The organism is Salinimicrobium oceani (genome assembly GCF_012037645.1).
The window spans coordinates 1-526 of the sequence record NZ_JAAVJR010000373.1 but is presented as its reverse complement, the minus strand read 5'-3'; the positions used below and the strand labels follow the sequence as shown (position 1 = coordinate 526).

Annotated in this window: 1 protein-coding gene; it reads left to right on the top strand. The window is 42.2% G+C overall.

Annotation, left to right across the window (positions count from 1 at the left end):
* Positions 1 to 58 precede the first annotated feature (58 nt).
* Positions 59 to 526, top strand: a 468-nt coding sequence (locus HC175_RS17245) for a glutamine amidotransferase-related protein (RefSeq protein WP_438865953.1), incomplete at its 3' end; no start/stop codon positions are given.

Genomic DNA, 526 nt, shown 5'->3' with positions numbered 1-526 from the left:
AAGGTAGAAAATAAGGAATAGCAGGCTTTAATTTTACCTCAAATTCTTACTTTTGTGCATGCAAAATAACGTCCTTATTTTAGATTTCGGCTCGCAATACACTCAGCTAATTGCAAGACGGGTTAGAGAACTCAACATCTACTGCGAAATCCATCCTTACAACAAAATTCCTGAAGACATCACTCAATTCAAAGCGGTCATTCTCTCGGGAAGCCCCTTTTCAGTGAGAGGGGAAAGCGCTCCCCATCCCGATCTTTCAAAAATCAGGAAAAAAGTCCCTCTTTTGGCGGTGTGCTACGGTGCCCAATACCTGGCGCATTTTAACGGCGGAAAAGTGGAAGCTTCAGAAATTAGGGAATATGGCCGTGCAAATCTTTCAGTAATTAAAGCTGAAGAGGCTTTATTCGAGAATATTGCTGAAAATTCGCAGGTATGGATGAGTCATAGTGATACTATTAAGGAATTACCCGAAAATGGAGTGAGGCTGGCAAGTACCTCAGATGTACTCAATGCTGCCTACCGTATC